Annotated in this window: 10 protein-coding genes, 5 tRNA genes and 3 rRNA genes; 1 reads left to right on the forward strand and 17 read right to left on the reverse strand. The window is 52.2% G+C overall.

Annotated elements, in window-relative coordinates:
- Positions 1-13 precede the first annotated feature (13 nt).
- On the forward strand, positions 14-1,681 hold the full coding sequence (locus KP014_RS24695; protein ID WP_139210613.1) for a hypothetical protein: 1,668 nt from the start codon (positions 14-16) through the stop codon (positions 1,679-1,681).
- A gap of 199 nt (positions 1,682-1,880) precedes the next feature.
- Here the strand turns inward: KP014_RS24695 and yajC are convergent, their stop codons facing one another.
- From yajC to KP014_RS24780, 17 genes are all read right to left on the reverse strand, one after another.
- Positions 1,881-2,192, reverse strand: coding sequence for a preprotein translocase subunit YajC (gene yajC / locus KP014_RS24700; RefSeq protein ID WP_036594240.1), 312 nt, complete (start codon positions 2,190-2,192; stop codon positions 1,881-1,883).
- A 44-nt stretch (positions 2,193-2,236) separates the two neighbouring features.
- Positions 2,237-3,373: a tRNA guanosine(34) transglycosylase Tgt gene (gene tgt / locus KP014_RS24705; protein ID WP_036594239.1), complete on the reverse strand. Its 1,137-nt coding sequence runs from the start codon at positions 3,371-3,373 to the stop codon at positions 2,237-2,239.
- A 20-nt stretch (positions 3,374-3,393) separates the two neighbouring features.
- The gene (queA, locus tag KP014_RS24710; protein WP_036594238.1) at positions 3,394-4,422 is read right to left on the reverse strand and encodes a tRNA preQ1(34) S-adenosylmethionine ribosyltransferase-isomerase QueA; all 1,029 of its coding nucleotides are present in this window, start codon (positions 4,420-4,422) and stop codon (positions 3,394-3,396) included.
- A gap of 6 nt (positions 4,423-4,428) precedes the next feature.
- A complete protein-coding gene (locus KP014_RS24715; protein ID WP_090834368.1) occupies positions 4,429-6,516 on the reverse strand; it encodes a SpoIID/LytB domain-containing protein in 2,088 nt (695 codons plus the stop codon).
- 36 nt (positions 6,517-6,552) lie between these two features.
- Complete coding sequence (ruvB, locus tag KP014_RS24720) at positions 6,553-7,560, reverse strand: Holliday junction branch migration DNA helicase RuvB (protein WP_090834369.1); 1,008 nt, start codon at positions 7,558-7,560, stop codon at positions 6,553-6,555.
- A gap of 83 nt (positions 7,561-7,643) precedes the next feature.
- Positions 7,644-8,267: a Holliday junction branch migration protein RuvA gene (gene ruvA, locus KP014_RS24725; RefSeq protein ID WP_036591190.1), complete on the reverse strand. Its 624-nt coding sequence runs from the start codon at positions 8,265-8,267 to the stop codon at positions 7,644-7,646.
- Positions 8,264-8,767: a crossover junction endodeoxyribonuclease RuvC gene (ruvC, locus tag KP014_RS24730; protein ID WP_036591189.1), complete on the reverse strand. Its 504-nt coding sequence runs from the start codon at positions 8,765-8,767 to the stop codon at positions 8,264-8,266. The genes ruvA and ruvC overlap by 4 nt, the downstream gene beginning before the upstream one ends.
- A 291-nt stretch (positions 8,768-9,058) precedes the next feature.
- Complete coding sequence (locus KP014_RS24735) at positions 9,059-9,808, reverse strand: BofC C-terminal domain-containing protein (RefSeq protein ID WP_036591187.1); 750 nt, start codon at positions 9,806-9,808, stop codon at positions 9,059-9,061.
- 258 nt (positions 9,809-10,066) lie between these two features.
- A tRNA-Arg gene (locus KP014_RS24740) sits at positions 10,067-10,143 on the reverse strand.
- Between the two features lie 6 nt (positions 10,144-10,149).
- Positions 10,150-10,224 (reverse strand) — tRNA-Gly (locus KP014_RS24745).
- 30 nt (positions 10,225-10,254) lie between these two features.
- Positions 10,255-10,331 (reverse strand) — tRNA-Asp (locus KP014_RS24750).
- Between the two features lie 24 nt (positions 10,332-10,355).
- Positions 10,356-10,432: transfer RNA gene (locus KP014_RS24755), tRNA-Met, on the reverse strand.
- Between the two features lie 25 nt (positions 10,433-10,457).
- A tRNA-Glu gene (locus KP014_RS24760) sits at positions 10,458-10,532 on the reverse strand.
- Between the two features lie 150 nt (positions 10,533-10,682).
- Positions 10,683-10,799: ribosomal RNA gene (gene rrf / locus KP014_RS24765) — 5S ribosomal RNA — on the reverse strand.
- 127 nt (positions 10,800-10,926) lie between these two features.
- Positions 10,927-13,855: ribosomal RNA gene (locus KP014_RS24770) — 23S ribosomal RNA — on the reverse strand.
- Positions 13,856-14,192: 337 nt separating this feature from the next.
- Positions 14,193-15,749: ribosomal RNA gene (locus KP014_RS24775) — 16S ribosomal RNA — on the reverse strand.
- Together the 16S, 23S and 5S rRNA genes with 5 tRNA genes alongside form the textbook arrangement of a ribosomal RNA operon.
- A 561-nt stretch (positions 15,750-16,310) precedes the next feature.
- Positions 16,311-17,924, reverse strand: a complete 1,614-nt coding sequence (locus KP014_RS24780; protein WP_051499510.1) for a LysM peptidoglycan-binding domain-containing protein — start codon at positions 17,922-17,924, stop codon at positions 16,311-16,313.
- Positions 17,925-18,055: the final 131 nt, after the last annotated feature.

Raw genomic sequence — 18,055 nt, forward strand, 5'->3', positions numbered from 1 at the left:
TTTAACACTGAGAATGTTAGACAAAGTAAAGCCGTTATTCTTAAAAGCGGGCATCGATTACGATATCCTTCGGCGGATTCTGCAGGTTAAGCTCACTATGGACCAAAGGAGAACGTCCACTGTGTTCGCCAACTCTTCCAGCGGCAGCAAACCTGAGTATACGCGCAAAGGCAACGTATTAAAACAGACGAACTCCGGGGCGTCTCCATTGTCATCCATCAAATCCCTGTGGGCATATGGGCTGATTGGGGCTATAGGCATAACGCCTGTTTTGCTCCTGGGGGACAACTATATGCTTCAAGCGGGGATCGTATTCAGTTTTATCCTATTCTTTCTGACTACCACGATGGTATCCGATTTCTCCTCCGTGCTGCTCGACTTGAAAGACAGACATATCCTGCATACCAAACCTGTAGATGCCCGAACACTCGCTGCCGCCAAAACGGTACATATCCTCAGCTATCTGGTCTCGTTATCCGCGTCGCTGACTATTATTCCGCTGCTTGTGTCGCTGTTCAGACATGGACTGCCGTTTTTTTTGCTGTTCCTGTTTGAAATATTTTCTGCCGATATCTTTGTTGTTGTCGCGACTTCGCTAATGTATTTGCTGGTACTGAAATTTTTTGACGGAGAGAAGCTTAAGGATATTATCAACTATGTACAAATCGGACTGTCCGTGACGCTCACGATTGGTTATCAAATCATGTTTCGTGTATTGGATATCATCAATTTTAGTGCAAGCTTTACGGTTAATTGGTGGCATTTTCTGCTGCCCCCGTTCTGGTTCGCCGCCCCTTTCGAGTGGCTGCTACAAGGGAATTCCAGGCTTTCGGTCCTCATCCTATCCGCCCTGTCTGTGGTTGTCCCATTGTTGTGCGTATTCGTATATATCCGGTTCGGAAGTTCTTTTGAACGCTACTTGCAAAAAATGGCCGACAGCGGCAAATATGAAAAACGGAAAACCAAAGGTCTTCATCTATCCCTCGCCCGTGTGCTATGCCGCAGCCGCGATGAAGCGATCTTTTATAGTTTTGCGGCGCGGATGATGTCCAGAGAAAGGGAATTTAAGCTTAAAGTATATCCTATGCTGGGATTTGCAGTGATCTTTCCTTATATTTTCATCCTGAACAATCTTTCGGATTCGTCCTGGGCCGCCATTTCCCGCAGTTCCCTGTATCTGTTCATTTATTTTACCGCTCTGTTTCTGCCTTCCGTTGTAGCATTGCTGCGCTATTCGGGCAACTATAAAGGCTCATATATTTACCGCACCCTTCCTTTGGAGGACATCAACGCTATACATAAAGGCGCAATAAAAGCTGCGATTACCAGGCTGTTCCTGCCGCTATACCTGCTTGACAGTATTGTGTTTCTCCTAATATTCGGCTTGCGGATCTTTCCCGATCTGATTACCGTTCTGCTGGCAGTAATCTTGTATACAGCGATTAGCTATCGCATGGAAGGCCGCGGGCTGCCTTTTTCCGAATCGTTCAAGAACTTGCAGCAGTTGGGGATGAGTAAGACTCTGCCCGCCATTTTCCTCCTAGCCGTATTTGCCGGTATGCACTATGCCGCTAGTATATTTCCTTATGGAATATACGTCTATGCCGCAGTTTTGGTTATTCTAAATGTCCTTTTCTGGCACAATGGCTTTAACCGTATGGAAACGATCTTTGAAAAATAAGAGGAATTGGCCATAAAAAAAGCACCGATTGGTGCCTTTTCGAAGATGTCGCCGAATCCTTCATTAGCCTTAGCTTTTCTTGCGATTAAAGAATCCTTCAACTCCGCTGAAAACTTATAGATTCTTTAATCTTAACAAAGCGGCATGCTTCCCGTTTATGGAAGGCATGCCGCTTTGTCAATAATATTAGGCTCTTATATTACTTTGAATCCGCTTCCGTTGTAACGGAATGGCTGATCGAACCCCGGTCAAAGGTAAGCTTCGTCACATCATTCACCCGGAGAACGACAATATCGTCGGAAATCTCCAAGATCGTACCGTGTAAGCCGCCGATGGTAACCACCTTATCGCCCTTTTTCAGAGCCCTTAACATGGAATTGCGCGTCTTGGTCTTCTTCTGCTGAGGACGGATCAGCAGGAAGTAGAACACGACAAACATCAGGACAAACGGCCCGACGAGCCCCAAAATATTCGAAGACTGGGACCCTGCGGCTGCAGCGTATTGAAACATATTTCACCCCCCTTTCAAATCTTCGGTAAAGCACAATTCAGCACTTAGAAACCTTTTGAATTCTCATGTAAACCGTATTGTGCGAAAAACTCATCGCGAAAATCCAGGAGCCGGTCTTCCATGATGGCTTTCCGCACTTTACGCATCAGTTCCAACAGGAAGTACAAATTATGATAGGTCGTCAAACGAAGTCCAAAAGTCTCATCGCTCTTGATCAAATGACGCAAATACGCACGCGAATAATTACGGCAGGTGTAGCAGCCGCATTCCGGATCGAGCGGCCCGAAGTCTCGGGCATACTGCGCATTTCGGACAACGAGTCTTCCCTGGCTGGTCATTGTCGTTCCGTTACGGGCAATGCGGGTCGGCAGCACGCAATCGAACATGTCAACACCCCGGATTGCGCCTTCCACCAGCGCGTCAGGAGACCCGACGCCCATCAAATAGCGCGGCTTGTCCTGCGGCAGCAGCGGAACCGTATAATCCAGCACTTCGTACATAATTTGCTTCGATTCTCCGACACTGAGTCCTCCAATAGCATACCCCGGGAAATCCATGGAAGTCAACTCGGCAGCACTCTGCCTCCGAAGATCTTCGAACATCCCGCCCTGAACAATGGCGAACAAGCCTTGATCATGAGGACGGGCGTGGGCTTTCAGGCACCGCTCCGCCCAGCGGGTGGTCCGCTCCAGCGATCTTTTCACGTAATCGTATTCCGCCGGATAAGGCGGGCATTCGTCAAAAGCCATCATGATGTCGGAACCAAGCGCATTCTGCACCTCCATCGCCACTTCCGGCGACAAGAACTTCTTATCCCCGTTCAGATGGGAGCGGAAATGGACGCCTTCCTCTGTAATTTTGCGCATCTCACTCAGAGAGAATACTTGAAACCCGCCGCTGTCTGTCAGAATCGGACGGTCCCAGTTCATGAATTTGTGCAAGCCCCCGGCTTCGCGGACAATATCATGTCCCGGGCGGAGGAACAGATGGTATGTGTTGCTCAGAATGATCTGGGCGTCCATATCCTTCAGTTCTTCGGGACTCATTGTCTTGACCGTTGCCTGGGTGCCAACCGGCATAAAAGTAGGCGTTTCGATAACTCCATGGGGAGTATGAACTCTTCCAAGCCGGGCTCCCGACTGCTTGCATGTCTTAATATGCTCGTAAGTAATTGCTGCCATATGCGTAACCATCCTCATACTTAGTAAATGAACATTGCGTCGCCGAAACTGAAGAAACGGTACTTCCGCTGGATCGCCTCTTGATAGGCGGCAAGAATATGCTCCCTGCCCGCCAAGGCGCTGACCAGCATAACCAGTGTCGATTTCGGCAAATGAAAATTCGTAATCAGGGCGTTGACCAGTTTGAACTCATAGCCGGGGTAGATAAAGATATCCGTCCAGCCGCTGCATGCTTCAAGCGGTCCATCGCCGAACATGCCGCCGACCGTCTCCAATGTACGGCAGGAGGTCGTCCCTACCGCTACGATCCGGCTCCCCTTAGACTTGGCTTCATTCAACATATCCGCCGTCTCCTGAGGCAGCATGAAATACTCCGAATGCATGACATGCTCTTCCACCGTATCCACGGACATGGGCCGGAATGTGCCCAAGCCGACATGAAGGGTAATATAGGCTAAGCGAACCCCTTTATCCTGTATATGCTTCAGCAGATCCTCTGTAAAATGCAGACCGGCCGTAGGCGCTGCCGCCGAGCCTTCATGACGGGCGTACACGGTCTGATACCGTTCCCGGTCATCCAGCTTCTCCTTAATATACGGCGGAAGCGGCATCGTACCAAGTCTGTCCAAAATCTCCTGGAATATCCCTTCGTACATGAACCGCAGCGTACGCCCGCCCATGTCACTTTCTTCTTCGATAACGGCCCGGAGCTCCTCACCGAAAGATATGACGGCGCCGGTCTTAAGCTTTTTCCCCGGCTTCACCAGCGCATCCCACCGGTCTTCGCCGAGGCTCTTGAGCAGCAGCACCTCGGCCTTAGCCCCGGTGTCTTCTTTGATGCCAAACAGTCGGGCCGGAATGACTCTCGTATCATTCAGCACAAGCGTGTCCCCGGGCTGCAATTCGTCGATAATATCGGTAAAATGCCGATGTTGCGTCCTGCCGCTCCGCTTGTCCAACGTGAGCAGCCTGGATGCGCTGCGGTCGGGAAGCGGAGTCTGGGCAATCAGTTCCTCCGGCAGATGAAAATTATACAAATCTACATTCATTGCTTGTCATTCCTTAACTATAGTGACGTTCTGAAAATAGTGTTGCAAAATCTTCTGATAGTCATACCCTTGTTCTGCCATTCCCTTTACGCCCCACTGGGACATGCCGAGTCCATGGCCGTAGCCCCAGCCAATGAACAGGAAGCCCGGGCTGGCGTCAATCACCCTCGCCTTGTTATCCCCGTTCATAACTACGGTTCCGCTGCCACCTTCCGTTACCATCCCTGAGGCGGACAGCACGCCGGCCTGCTGTGAACCGCTTACCGACGCGGTCCTGCCGTCGGCGCCTAGTACAGTATAACTGCCGGATGGCACAATATCAAACAATGTGCTGGGCAGCCCGCCCAGAGCGGAACGGTACAAATCGGGATACTTCACACTTAGGGCATTGCCGTTAGCCTTGACCTGAACCGCCCGTCCCGATGGACCGCGTTCCGTCACCTGAAGGCTGATGATGGATGAAGGCAGAGCAGCGTTCGTCTTCCCCTGCAGGCTCTTAAGAAGCTCGGCGGATGTATAAGGTCCTTTAATCCAACTGTAGCTGCCCGACTCCAGCACTTTGTCCAGCACAACCGCATTCTCTCCCGGATTCAGCTTGCCGACAGGACTTACGCTGCTGTCAAGAACAGGCAGAGCCCGTACATTGACATCCTTGGTCATCGCCGTCAGCAGATCCAGGCCGGCTGCGGTCTTCTCTCCCGTCAACTTTACGTTGTCTTCCCTTACGTATCCGTGAGCGCCCCCGGGGAGCAGCACATAATACCATTTCTTCGCGGCAGCCACTGCAGCACTGTCGCCGGAGCTGTCGACGCTGGCAAATACATCCCCGCCGTTGTTCCATACTTCGGACGGATCAGCCGTCACACCGCCGCTGTTGGATGAGAAGACGGCTTCAATGATATTCCCTTCGCTCTTCAGCACTTCTCCAGCGGTGGCATCCACCGCCGAGGTAACTGAAGCCGCTTCGGTTCCGATCCCGTTGTATACTTGACTTAGTGTAGTATCCACTACATTTGCGATATCAAACCGCATCCCCTGCGCAAGCGCATAGCTGCGAGCCGCCACCGCCTGCGCTTTAAGCGCTTCTGCCGGCCAGCTCGAAGAGACCTCTCCGCCAACGACCGAGTATAGATATTGCTCCAGCGGCAATTCATTAATCACCGATAACGACCCGTTCGATCCACCAAGCTCCAGACTGCCGCGGTAAGTCCGCTTGGTTCTTTCGGCAAGCTGAATGCCCGCGCTGCTTCCGGCCGCCATGAACTTCGCTCCGCCGGATACCGCATAATGCGGCGCCTGCGTCTCGCTGTTCAGGTCAAGACCGGCTTCCGTCCGGATCATGAGGCCCGCAGAAGCCGTCGTTAAGGACAGCTGCGGAAGCACCTGGCTAAGCACAATCCGCGCCGCGTCCAGATCGCTGTCGCTGGCAGCTTCGGACACCCATACCTCGTACCTCGATCCCCCGCCTTCGGAAGGCACGACGGCTGTCCAGGCGTCAACGCCTGCAGCGGCGATACTTGCCCTAGCGGTATCTGCTTCGAGCTGCGTGGCATAGCTGCCCGCAGTCAGATGCTTGCCGCCCTTAACGGCGGGAAGCTGATCCGCAGGAAGGCTCAAGCCGGCATTAGCCACTCGGTCAGCGGCATTCTTTGCAGCGCTTTCGCTGGCATATGTTCCTGTATAGAGTTGATATACATTGCTGCCGCCCTTTGAGTTCAAGAACAGCAGAGGCTTGTCCGATGTAGATTGAAGCTTCTTCGCCGCGTCGGCCGCCGTCTTCCAGGAAGACGTCTCCAGCACCTTGACGCGGTATCCGTCCAGGCTGGCCCGTACCTTTGTCCCCGAGGGGACCGTAACGAGAACGGTCCCGGCATCTTCGGCGGTCAGGCTCCAGGCCTGGCCCGATTGCAGTGTGACCGCCGGGACGGTCAATTTATATTTGCTGCCGATATCCGCAAATAGCGCGACGCGTATCGTTCGGGGGGAATCGGCGTAACCTGCTCCAGAGGGAATGAGCAGGCATCCCGCCGCCAGCGCCGCAGCCAGCAGACCTTTTGCCAGTGCCGGTTTCCCTTTCTTCCACAAATGCCTCATCTTCACGTTCTCCTCCAATCGCCAAATTCGAAAAGATCAGGATTGCTCCGGAGGGAGCGGAATTCCTAAATGCTGGTAAGCTGCCGGGGTAACCATTCTTCCCCGGGGCGTTCGTTGCAGAAATCCGATTTGCAGTAGGTACGGCTCATAGACATCCTCAATCGTCTGGCTCTCCTCACCAATTGTAGCGGCAATCGTATCCAGCCCGACAGGCCCGCCGCGAAATCCCGTGATCATCGAATGCAGCATTCTGTGGTCAATGCTGTCAAGTCCCCTCGGGTCGACCTGCAGCATCTTGAGCGCCTCGCCGGCGACCTCCGGCGTAATGATCCCATCTCCTTTGACCTGGGCATAATCGCGAACCCGTTTCAGCAGTCGGTTCGCGATACGTGGGGTCCCCCTTGAACGCAGCGCAATCTCTTCAGCCGCGTCGCCGACAATTTCGATACTGAGAATATCGGCTCCGCGTGAGACGATGTAGCTCAGTTCGTCCACCGTATAGAATTCCAGCCGGCTGACAACGCCGAACCGGTCGCGCAGCGGCGCGGACAGCAGCCCGGCCCGCGTGGTGGCCCCCACCAGCGTGAACGGAGGCAGGTCCAGCCGCACCGAGCGGGCGCTCGGGCCTTTGCCGATCATAATGTCAAGCGCAAAATCCTCCATCGCCGGATACAGCACTTCCTCCACCGTCCGGTGCAGCCGGTGAATCTCGTCGATAAACAGCACATCGCCCTCCTGCAGATTCGTCAGCAGCGCCGCCAAATCGCCAGGACGCTCAATCGCGGGACCGGACGTTGTCCGGAGGTTCACTCCAAGCTCGTTGGCGATGATGTTGGCGAGCGTCGTTTTACCCAGCCCCGGCGGCCCGTACAGCAGCACATGATCCAGCGCCTCGCTCCGCATTTTTGCCGCTTCGATATAGATTTTCAGATTCTCTTTAACCTGGTTCTGCCCAATATATTCAGCCAGAAAACGGGGACGCAAACTAAGCTCCACCGCCTGGTCTTCCATCATTAAATTTGCGGATATGATCCGGTCCTCCATCTTTCCATCGCTCCACTTCATCATGTACTTAGCGGACCTTCGTCACCTGCTGCTCATCTACTCTTTACTTCGCTAGTTCCGGTCTACTTCGCTACATACAGCAGCTTAAGCGCCTTTTTCATCAGCACGTCGACCGAAGCAGTCTCCGCGCCTTCTTTCTTCAGCGCCAGCCAGACACGATCCAGCTCACTCTCCGTGTACCCAAGCGCCTTAAGCCCGTCTCTGGCTTCCTGCCAGGATACCTCACCGGCACCGGTCTCCGCATTCTCCTCCAGCGCAAACAGTCCGGTTTGGAACGTGACCTTTCCCAGACCGTCGAGCTTGTCCTTCAGATCAAGAATCATACGCTGTGCAGTCTTCTTGCCGATTCCCGGCAGCTTCGTCAGGAATGTGATATTCTCCTGATAAATAGCCGAAATGACATGGTCCGGCGTTCCCCCTGTCAAAATCCCAAGCGCCACGCGGGGCCCGATGCCCGATACCTCGATCAGCTTGCGGAACAGCTTCTGTTCCTCCCGGGTGGGAAAGCCGAACAGAAGAATCGCGTCCTCACGCACGTGATGATGAATATATACAGTCACCGGTCCCTCTTGCTTGGCAAAAGCATAAGGATTTGGGCAAAACACCCGGTATCCCACGCCTTGAACATCCAGCACCACATATTCTTTTTCCAAATGGACAACCGGTCCCTTTAAAAAATCGATCATTTGCGTAATACCTCATTTATCTTTGAATTCAGCGTATAAGAATGGGCATGACAGACCGCAACCGCCAGCGCGTCGGCCACATCGTCGGGTTTCGGTACGGCTGACAGCTTGAGGTACATCCGCACCATTTCCTGCACTTGCTTTTTCTCCGCCTTGCCATAACCGACAATCGCCTGCTTCACCTGCATCGGCGTGTACTCCGCCACCGGAAGCCCCCGCTGCACCGAGGCCAGAACCAATACCCCTCTCGCCTGACTGACCGACATAGCGGTAGTCACGTTCCGGTTAAAAAACAGTTTCTCAAAAGCAACCGCATCGGGCTTGTATCGATCAATCAATTGAAGCATGCCTTCATAAACATGCAAAAGCCTTTCCTCATCGGGCGTATGGGCCTCCGTCTGAATGCAGCCGTACTGCACCGGCGTCAGTTTGCTGCCGTTTTTATCGATAAACCCGAAGCCGACAATTGCAATCCCCGGGTCGATCCCCAATATCCGCAAGACCATCTCTCCTCTATTGTAAACGGGAGCCTTCCCGAACGGTCCATTTCTTCGCCCTTAAAGCGAACATATGTATTCCTTCTACCCATTATAGCAAAAATAGGCTGCGCAGGGGGCATAAAATTTGCCATACCCGATATATAAATTGCCCGAATAGATAGGCCCGCCCTTCAAGGCATGTCCTGCCAGTATAAGCGTACAGGCGTACAGATAAACAGCAAAAAGACCGCGGGCTTTCACCAGCGGTCCTAATATCCTTTTTCCATTATCATATGATTTACATCAATTACCCTACATCGCCTCGGCATTGTCCCTCGCATAATCGCTGAAGGTTGACAGAACACTGTTGTATTCATCGATATCCTGCACACGGATTCCGCCTTGAAGTTGCCTCCACACCTTCTCAGGCAAAGCAGATTTCATAGTGCCTATGTCGATTTGAAAAAAAGTTTTGAGCGCCTCCTCCCGTTTAGGAGGTCCTTTGAACAGGGTAAGATTTCCTTCGTTATCTATGCCAATATACGCATCCTTCTTACAGGAAGGCGATAGATCGTTCACATTCCGTTCCAGCCAGACGTCTCCTTCTGGCCCAATCTTCCCCTGCCAATCCGAATGTTCCGCAATGAGGAACTGCAATTCCTTAGGGCTCATCACTTGAGGCACATTACGGATCTCCTCGCCGCATACATAGGTTGTCTTGTAATGTACCTTCCGGCTAAGACCGCTGTCGGCAATAACCCTGATAAGCGAATCCGTATAGCCTTGATTTGAAACCTGCTCTTTCCGACCTTCCTGCTCGAACACAGCGGAAACCTGCCCAGGCAGTAGGGTGTCACCGCCAGAGGCGCGGTCATTGAGCTCGGCAAAGGTTTGTTCCGCTGCCGACATTGATCCTGTCAACAGTCTCGATATATCCTCAGACATACGCAGGCCGGACCAGGCACAGATCGTAAGAACCACGCAGGCCGTTCCGACCCACAGCGCTTTTTTCCAGCGTCTCCACCGGCGCCACAGCTGCTTTTTCAGACGAAAAGCACTCATGTTAATCCCTTCATTCTGCTTTTTTCCTTAATTTGTCCTCAGACGCCGGAATTTATGCAGCGGTGGTTCCTTCGTTATGATATTCCAGTTACGCTGTGATCTTCGATCGGTTCATAAAAATTACTGATACAGAAGGGGGATAAGAGCAGTTAAAAGGCGAGGCGAGCTTTTACATGCAATGTAACAAAAAAGTGGCTCAAGCTGTAAGTCAGCTTAACCCACTTTACAATATATTGATTCAGTTGGTAAAAGTCATAATGGCGCGCCCTGAGAGATTCGAACTCCCGACCTTTTGATTCGTAGTCAAACGCTCTATCCAGCTGAGCTAAGGGCGCAAAATATGGAGCGGACGACGGGAATCGAACCCGCGACCCTCGCCTTGGCAAGGCGATGCTCTACCGCTGAGCCACGTCCGCATATATTAAATTTAGATGAGCACATTTAAATGGCGGAACCGACGGGATTCGAACCCGCGATCTCCTGCGTGACAGGCAGGCATGTTAGGCCTCTACACCACGGTTCCAAGAGGCTCTTCTTAAAGAAGAATTGGTTGCGGGGGCAGGATTTGAACCTGCGACCTTCGGGTTATGAGCCCGACGAGCTACCGAACTGCTCCACCCCGCGTCAATTAAATAATAATTCAAATTAATGGTGACCCGTAGGGGATTCGAACCCCTGTTACCTCCGTGAAAGGGAGGTGTCTTAACCCCTTGACCAACGGGCCATAACAATAACTACTCAATCGTGACAACGAATATTATTATATCAAATTAAATCATATAAAGCAATAGTGATTTATTGTTGCCAATGCCTAGACTTATGATACTACGATAGAACAAAAAACCACTACTGAAACCTCAGCAGTGGTTCATGTGCTTGGCAGCTTCCTACTCTCCCAGGACCCTTCGGTCCAAGTACCATCGGCGCTGGAGGGCTTAACGGTCGTGTTCGGGATGGGTACGCGTGGAACCCCTCCGCCATCGCCACCAAACGGGCATTTGTGAAACAAATGCTGCCGCGAGACATTCGGTCCTTCACCTTCCGGTGCGGATGAATGTTGCAGCGTTCTTCAGGCTTGATCACCTGAAAACTGGATCGAAACGAAAGATTGCGTTATTTTGGATAAGCCCTCGACCGATTAGTATTGGTCAGCTCCATGCTTTGCAGCACTTCCACCTCCAACCTATCTACCTCGTCGTCTTCAAGGGGTCTTACTAACTTGGGAAATCTCATCTTGAGGGGGGCTTCACGCTTAGATGCTTTCAGCGCTTATCCCGTCCGTACGTAGCTACCCAGCCATGCTCCTGGCGGAACAACTGGTGCACCAGCGGTACGTCCATCCCGGTCCTCTCGTACTAAGGACAGCTCCTCTCAAATTTCCTACGCCCACGACAGATAGGGACCGAACTGTCTCACGACGTTCTGAACCCAGCTCGCGTACCGCTTTAATGGGCGAACAGCCCAACCCTTGGGACCTACTTCAGCCCCAGGATGCGATGAGCCGACATCGAGGTGCCAAACCTCCCCGTCGATGTGGACTCTTGGGGGAGATAAGCCTGTTATCCCCAGGGTAGCTTTTATCCGTTGAGCGATGGCCCTTCCATGCGGTACCACCGGATCACTAAGCCCGACTTTCGTCCCTGCTCGACTTGTAGGTCTCGCAGTCAAGCTCCCTTCTGCCTTTGCACTCTTCGAATGATTTCCAACCATTCTGAGGGAACCTTGGGACGCCTCCGTTACACTTTAGGAGGCGACCGCCCCAGTCAAACTGCCCGCCTGACACGGTCCCCGTACCCGCTTAGGGTACCAGGTTAGAACCTAGATACGATCAGGGTGGTATCCCAACGATGCCTCCACCGAAGCTGGCGCTCCGGCTTCCAAGGCTCCCACCTATCCTGTACAGATCGTACCCAAGTTCAATATCAAGCTGCAGTAAAGCTCCATGGGGTCTTTCCGTCTTGTCGCGGGTAACCTGCATCTTCACAGGTATTAAAATTTCACCGGATCTCTCGTTGAGACAGCGCCCAAGTCGTTACGCCATTCGTGCGGGTCAGAATTTACCTGACAAGGAATTTCGCTACCTTAGGACCGTTATAGTTACGGCCGCCGTTTACTGGGGCTTCGGTTCACAGCTTCGGGTTTAACCCCTAACCGCTCCCCTTAACCTTCCAGCACCGGGCAGGCGTCAGCCCGTATACTTCGCCTTGCGGCTTCGCACAGACCTGTGTTTTTGCTAAACAGTCGCTTGGGCCTTTTCACTGCGGCCCCCTCGGGCTATTCACCCTACCGAGGCACCCCTTCTCCCGAAGTTACGGGGTCATTTTGCCGAGTTCCTTAACGAGAGTTCTTCCGCGCGCCTTAGAATTCTCTTCTCGCCTACCTGTGTCGGTTTGCGGTACGGGCACCTTCTCCTGGCTAGAGGCTTTTCTTGGCAGTGTGAGATCATGACCTTCGCTACTACAATTTTCGCTCCCCATCACAGCCCAGCCTTATGGTGTACGGATTTGCCTATACACCAGCCTCGCTGCTTGGACGGACATCCATCAGTCCGCGTCACTACCCTCCTGCGTCCCCCCATTGCTCATAACGGATTATGGTGGTACAGGAATATCAACCTGTTGTCCTTCGACTACGCCTGTCGGCCTCGCCTTAGGTCCCGACTTACCCTGAGCGGACGAGCCTTCCTCAGGAAACCTTGGGCTTTCGGCGGATCAGATTCTCACTGATCTTTTCGTTACTCATACCGGCATTCTCACTTGTATGCAGTCCAGCTGTCCTTACAGTCAACCTTCAACCCGCATACAACGCTCCCCTACCCCTGATGCAAAGCATCAAGCCATAGCTTCGGTGGTGTGTTTAGCCCCGTTACATTTTCGGCGCAGAGTCACTCGACCAGTGAGCTATTACGCACTCTTTCAATGGTGGCTGCTTCTAAGCCAACATCCTGGTTGTCTGTGCAACTCCACATCCTTTCCCACTTAACACACACTTGGGGACCTTAGCTGATGGTCTGGGCTGTTTCCCTTTTGACAATGGATCTTAGCACTCACTGTCTGACTCCCGGACGCAAGTCCATGGCATTCGGAGTTTGACTGAGCTTGGTAACCCTTGCGGGCCCCGCACCCAATCAGTGCTCTACCTCCACGACTTCAAATCCGAGGCTAGCCCTAAAGCTATTTCGGGGAGAACCAGCTATCTCCGAGTTCGATTGGAATTTCTCCGCTACCCCCACCTCATCCCCGCACTTTTCAACGTGCGTGGGTTCGGGCCTCCAGTGCGTGTTACCGCACCTTCACCCTGGACAGGGGTAGATCACACGGTTTCGGGTCTACGCCCACGTACTTCGTCGCCCTATTCAGACTCGCTTTCGCTGCGGCTCCGGCTCCTCGCCTTAACCTTGCACGTTAAACGTAACTCGCCGGTTCATTCTACAAAAGGCACGCCATCACCCCGATAACGGGCTCTGACTTCTTGTAAGCACACGGTTTCAGGTACTGTTTCACTCCCCTTCCGGGGTGCTTTTCACCTTTCCCTCACGGTACTGTTTCACTATCGGTCGCCAGGGAGTATTTAGCCTTGGCAGATGGTCCTGCCGGATTCATACGGGGTTTCACGTGCCCCGCACTACTCGGGATCCGTCTCGGAGGGAACAGAATTTCAATTACAGGGCTTTTACCTCTTCCAGCGGGCCTTTCCAGACCTCTTCGTTTACCCTATTCCTTTGTAACTCCATGTGAGACGTCCCACAACCCCGAAGAGCAAGCTCTTCGGTTTAGGCTGTTCCGCGTTCGCTCGCCGCTACTGACGGAATCACTCTTGTTTTCTCTTCCTCAGGGTACTTAGATGTTTCAGTTCCCCTGGTCTGCCTCTACCTACCCTATGAATTCAGGTAGGAGTGACTGTGCATTACCACAGCCGGGTTTCCCCATTCGGACACCCCCGGATCAACGCTTGCTTACAGCTCCCCGAGGCCTTTTCGTTGTTCGCCACGTCCTTCTTCGGCTCCTGGCGCCTAGGCATCCTCCGTGTGCTCTTACTAGCTTAACCAACGCTCCAATTTTCGCCTGATCGCTCCGTCTTGTTTGAAAGGCCGCTTCCGGATTGCTCCGTTCGCTTTCGCCTTTCAAGCCAAAAGTCGCTCTCATTCGAAAATCTTCGCTCTCAGCTAATAACTATTTCAACTTGCTTGGACACAAGTTTCAGCTAAAAGATGTTCTAAAACGCAATTTTCGTTTCGGTATCCAGTTTTCAAGGATCAAGTTCTTGCTTTTGAGAGTTTGAGCTCTCAAAACTGAGCAACGAGTGAGCAACAGGCCTAAACCTGAGTTTTGGAAGCTTAGCTTCCGATTTGAATGTTTCCGCTGCGGGAAACGATTCTCCATAGAAAGGAGGTGATCCAGCCGCACCTTCCGATACGGCTACCTTGTTACGACTTCACCCCAATCATCTACCCCACCTTCGGCGGCTGGCTCCCTTGCGGGTTACCCCACCGACTTCGGGTGTTGTAAACTCTCGTGGTGTGACGGGCGGTGTGTACAAGACCCGGGAACGTATTCACCGCGGCATGCTGATCCGCGATTACTAGCAATTCCGACTTCATGCAGGCGAGTTGCAGCCTGCAATCCGAACTGAGACCGGCTTTATAAGATTGGCTCCACCTCGCGGCTTCGCTTCCCGTTGTACCGGCCATTGTAGTACGTGTGTAGCCCAGGTCATAAGGGGCATGATGATTTGACGTCATCCCCACCTTCCTCCGGTTTGTCACCGGCAGTCACTCTAGAGTGCCCAGCTTCACCTGCTGGCAACTAAAGTCAAGGGTTGCGCTCGTTGCGGGACTTAACCCAACATCTCACGACACGAGCTGACGACAACCATGCACCACCTGTCTCCTCTGTCCCGAAGGCCGCGCCTATCTCTAGGCGATTCAGAGGGATGTCAAGACCTGGTAAGGTTCTTCGCGTTGCTTCGAATTAAACCACATACTCCACTGCTTGTGCGGGTCCCCGTCAATTCCTTTGAGTTTCAGTCTTGCGACCGTACTCCCCAGGCGGAGTGCTTACTGTGTTAACTTCGGCACCAAGGGTATCGAAACCCCTAACACCTAGCACTCATCGTTTACGGCGTGGACTACCAGGGTATCTAATCCTGTTTGCTCCCCACGCTTTCGCGCCTCAGCGTCAGTTACAGCCCAGAAAGTCGCCTTCGCCACTGGTGTTCCTCCACATCTCTACGCATTTCACCGCTACACGTGGAATTCCACTTTCCTCTTCTGCACTCAAGCTGCCCAGTTTCCAGTGCGACCACAGGTTGAGCCCATGGTTTAAACACCAGACTTAAACAGCCGCCTGCGCGCGCTTTACGCCCAATAATTCCGGACAACGCTTGCCCCCTACGTATTACCGCGGCTGCTGGCACGTAGTTAGCCGGGGCTTTCTTCTCAGGTACCGTCACTCTTGTAGCAGTTACTCTACAAGACGTTCTTCCCTGGCAACAGAGCTTTACGATCCGAAAACCTTCATCACTCACGCGGCGTTGCTCCGTCAGGCTTTCGCCCATTGCGGAAGATTCCCTACTGCTGCCTCCCGTAGGAGTCTGGGCCGTGTCTCAGTCCCAGTGTGACCGTTCACCCTCTCAGGTCGGCTACGCATCGTCGCCTTGGTGAGCCGTTACCCCACCAACTAGCTAATGCGCCGCAGGCCCATCCCTTGACAGCAGATTGCTCCGCCTTTCAGCCTCTTGGCAGGTGCCAAGAGGAATTATCCGGTATTAGCTACCGTTTCCGGTAGTTATCCCAGTTCAAGAGGCAGGTTGCCTACGTGTTACTCACCCGTCCGCCGCTAAGTATTTTTGAGAGCAAGCTCTCAAAAATACTCCGCTCGACTTGCATGTATTAGGCACGCCGCCAGCGTTCGTCCTGAGCCAGGATCAAACTCTCCAATAAGGTTTTTTCGTGCGGTTACTTCCTCGAATCACTCCAAGAAAATAACCATCCGAAAAGTCTATCGATAGAGCGATTAGCTCATGTTGAAACATCTGACGAGAATTTGCATTCTCATGATGGCCTTTCCAAAGCGTGAACCACGCTGTGAAATCCATCTCTTTTTGGAACTCGCTAGAAGCGAATTCCCACTCACTCGTTGTTCAGTTTTCAAAGATCAACTCTTCATTGCTTTAAATCTTCAGTGCGGATGACTGTTTGTCAACCGGATCTTTAATATATCATTTTTATCGATCGATTGCAAGACTTTTTTTAATAGCTTTAGCACCTCTAAAATACGGCCCTTCGCAGCTATTGGCAAAATGTCATCAGCAACTAGATTTATAATATAACATGTCTGCGATATATGTAACAACCTATAATATTTCCCAATTTTCTATATGATACTATTTCCTTATTCAACTAACCCTAAAGTCCCGGAAATGAGACAAGTGAACAATAAAAGTGCAGACCGTACCCGAAGATACGAATCTGCACGTGCAAAGTCTATGACCGCTTTAAATATCAATCGGAAATCCAAGGGTTACGACGTTTTTTCACCGTCTCTTTGACTTTACCCGAACGCTGCTGCTTCGTTGTGCCGCCCGGTTTGATGTCTTTGCCACGCCGGCTTGATGTTTTGGCCTTGGCCGTAGAAGTCGTAGAAGCCGGTTTAGCTTCCCCTTGATCGGCGGCATTCTGTTCTGCGGTCAGGTTGACGGCAGTAGCATCCTGCTCGGACAAAGCTCCTGAGGCGGAATTAACCTCTGTGTCTACAGGAAGTCGATTCGAATAAACCCAATCCTCCGTTCCCGGAAATTTCGGAACCGGCGGGATTCCTTGGTTAACTGGAGAGCCATATGATGCGGGTGCGGGCGGGTACGAAGGTGCCATATAGGGTTGAGGAATGCCCATGCCATAAGGGAAAGATTGGGCTTCACTCGTGTAGACAGGCATATTGCCATACATCGGCGCTTCATTACCAAATTGGTACGGCTGGATTCCAGGAGATTCCCCGCATCCGCAGGAAGGCCAAGGAAGCGTCGTTGGCTGAGCCCCGTAGTACGCCGGATTCTCAGAATAAGGTTTGAAGTCGTTAGCAGGCATCTCTGTGGTGTAGCCGGGCATAACACCCGGATAGTATGGTGCCGAGACATTGGCGACAGGATAACCTGTATCCGGATAGCAATATGGCGCAGGCATTTCGGGCATATACGCAAACTGTTGAACCTCACAAGGCGCATAAGAAATCGGCTGAACGGCCTCATACTGCGGGTAAGTTGGCGGGCAGTCGTAATAGTTGGGATTTTCCGTTATTCCCGGATAACCGTATGACTTGTCGCAGGGAGTTACAGGCTCGCATGCGAAATAATTCTTGGGGGGCTCGGGAATAGGATATTCCTTAAGAGGCTCAGGCATCGGCGGCAAAGGGGCCGCTTCTTGAGCGGGAACCGAAATCTGTACGTACAGGTTCTGCGTCTCGGTATGAATCGTCTCTTTAATTGGAGTAATAGGCGCAGGAATGGCAACAGGTTTTTGAATAGCTAAAGGAGCAGATGTGGGTGCAGGTGCAGGTGCAGGTACAGGTGCAGGTACAACAGGAGCTGTTTCTGCCTTTTTTTCGATGGGACCCGTATAGGCCTTTCCGCCAGGGGCGGTTTTCTCTGATACAGCCATCGGCGCATATTCCGGTTGGGCTAGATTCGGATTTACCGGGTTTGCCGGGTTTGCTGGATTTGCTGGATTTACTGGATCTACTGGATCTACTGGATCTACTGGATCTACTGGATGTACCGGGGAAGCCGTCGCTTTCTTGGGAACATTGACGATATCTCCTATTTTAAGCACATCGGGATTTTTTAACTGGGGATTGGCCTGGATGATATCCTTGAGCTGAATCCCCCATGCCTTTGACAGTTTCCACAGGGTATCTCCCTGCATGACCGTATGTTTGTGGAACAGCTCGCCGCCGTCTGGCACGGGAACGGGAACTGAAGGGATTTTAACCTTGTCTCCGACAGCCAGGACATCGGGGTTTGCAATTTGCGGATTGGCTTCAATCACTTTATCCAGCGGCACCCCATACTTTTTCGACAATTCATAGAGTGTATCGCCTTGCTTGACAATGTGTATTTTCACGCAGATTTAACCTCCTAACGTTTTGTGGAGCAATGCTTTTTGTCGCAGTGATTTGCGGTAGAGCCGCCTCCTTCGTTACTACATCTTATGCAGCCCATGGGCGATTGACATCCCAGAAGCAAAAAAAATCC

The organism is Paenibacillus sophorae (assembly GCF_018966525.1).
GTDB lineage: Bacteria > Bacillota > Bacilli > Paenibacillales > Paenibacillaceae > Paenibacillus_AQ > Paenibacillus_AQ sophorae.